Genomic DNA, 2,023 nt, shown 5'->3' with positions numbered 1-2,023 from the left:
CCTCCGTAGTCTCATCCGGCCACGACGCGCCACAGCGGCCCGGTCGACCGTCACTGTGGGCGGTTTCGCCGAGGAGCTCCGTGTTCTGCCGGAGTCGGAGCAGCGTGAGCGGCTGATCACTCTCGTCGTCTCCCACGCGGCGGTCGCTCTGGGCCATTCGGACAGCACGTCCCTCCTTCCGCACCGGCCGTTCCGGGAGCTGGGAATCGGTTCGCTGACTGCGGTCGAGCTGCGCAACAGCCTCGCCAGGGCCATAGGCAGCGCGCTGCCGACGACCGTGGTGTTCGACTACCCGACGCCGCAGGAACTCGCCGACCATCTGCGCGGATTGCTGCTACAGACCGCCGCTGCCCCACGCCGGTCGCTCGCTGCGGTGCGGACGGCCGAGGACGAGCCCATCGCCATCGTGGGGATGGCATGCCGGTTTCCCGGCGACGTACGGTCCCCCGAAGACCTTTGGCAGCTCCTCCACGACGAGCGTGACGCTGTCGGCGACTTCCCCACCAATCGCGGCTGGGACGTGGATCGTCTCTACGACGCGGACCCGGACCACACGGGCACCTCGTACGTGCGACACGGCGCCTTCCTCCACGATGCGGCCGAATTCGACGCCGACCTGTTCCACATGAGTCCCCGGGAGGCCCTGGCGACGGACCCGCAGCAACGACTGCTGCTGGAGACCGCCTGGGAGGCCTTCGAGCGGGCGGGCATCGATCCCACATCCCTCCGCGGTACCGGCACCGGCGTGTTCACCGGTGTGGTGAACCACGATTACCTGTCCCGTCTCTCGTCCGTACCGGACGAGTTCGAGGGATATCGACGTATCGGTACGGCGCCGAGTGTCGCGTCGGGTCGGGTGTCGTACGCGTTCGGTCTTGAGGGTCCGGCGGTGACGGTGGACACGGCATGTTCGTCGTCACTGGTGGCGCTGCACCTGGCGTGCCAGTCGCTTCGCAGCGGCGAATCGACCATAGCCCTCGCGGGCGGCGTCTCCTTGATGGCAAGCCCTGATCTCTTCGTGGAGTTCAGCCGGCAGCGTGGGCTTGCGCCGGACGGCCGCTGCAAGCCGTTCGCGGCCGGCGCCGACGGCACCGGCTGGTCGGAGGGTGTCGGGCTGCTGCTCATGGAGCGGCTGTCGGACGCCGTACGGAACGGGCATGAAGTCCTCGCGGTGGTACGGGGTTCGGCGGTCAACCAGGACGGCGCCTCCAACGGCCTCACAGCTCCGAACGGGCCGTCGCAGGAACGCGTGATCCGTCAGGCACTGGCAAACTCGGGCCTGTCGGCGGCGGACATCCAGGCTGTGGAGGCACACGGCACAGGCACCATGCTCGGTGACCCGATCGAAGCCCAAGCGCTGCTGGCGACCTACGGCCAGGACCGATCGGACCGCGCGCCTCTGTGGCTCGGGGCGGTCAAGTCGAACATCGGGCACACGCAGGCGGCGGCCGGTGTCGCGGGCATCATCAAGATGGTCATGGCGATGCGGGAAGGAGTGCTCCCGCGGACGCTGCACGTGGACGAGCCGACGCCACATGTCGACTGGTCGACAGGATCGGTGGAACTCCTCACCGAGAACACCCCGTGGACGACCGAGGAGGACCGGCCGAGGCGGGCCGGTGTGTCCTCGTTCGGGATCAGCGGCACGAACGCGCATGTGGTTCTTGAGCAGGCGCCGGCCGTTGAACCCGTCGAGCCGGAGGCCGGTGGGGCGGGGTCCGGTGTGGTGGTGTGGCCGGTGTCCGGTCATACGGCCGAGGCTCTGGCCGCGCAGGCTTCCCGGTTGCACGCGTGGCTGGAGGAGCACCCCGACGCTGATCTTCCGGCGGTCGCGGGGGCGCTGGCGGGGACGCGTGCGACTCTCGATCACCGTGCCGTCGTGTTCGGCACCGAGCGCGGGCAGTTGATGGACGCGCTGGCTGCTGTTGCGGCCGGGAACCCCAGCCCGCAGGGGGTGGTGGGTCGGTATCGGGCGGGGAAGCTCGCTGTGCTGTTCACCGGTCAGGGCTCGCAGTACGCGGGG

Annotated in this window: 1 protein-coding gene; it reads left to right on the top strand. The window is 69.4% G+C overall.

The window, feature by feature from the left end; translation table 11 throughout:
- On the top strand, positions 1 to 2,023 hold a 2,023-nt coding region (locus tag GXP76_RS35315; RefSeq protein WP_242575704.1), incomplete at both ends, for a beta-ketoacyl synthase N-terminal-like domain-containing protein.

Source organism: Streptomyces sp. NP-1717, from assembly GCF_022695985.1.
In the GTDB taxonomy this organism is placed as follows: domain Bacteria; phylum Actinomycetota; class Actinomycetes; order Streptomycetales; family Streptomycetaceae; genus Streptomyces.
This window is presented reverse-complemented; position numbering and strand designations above follow the sequence as displayed.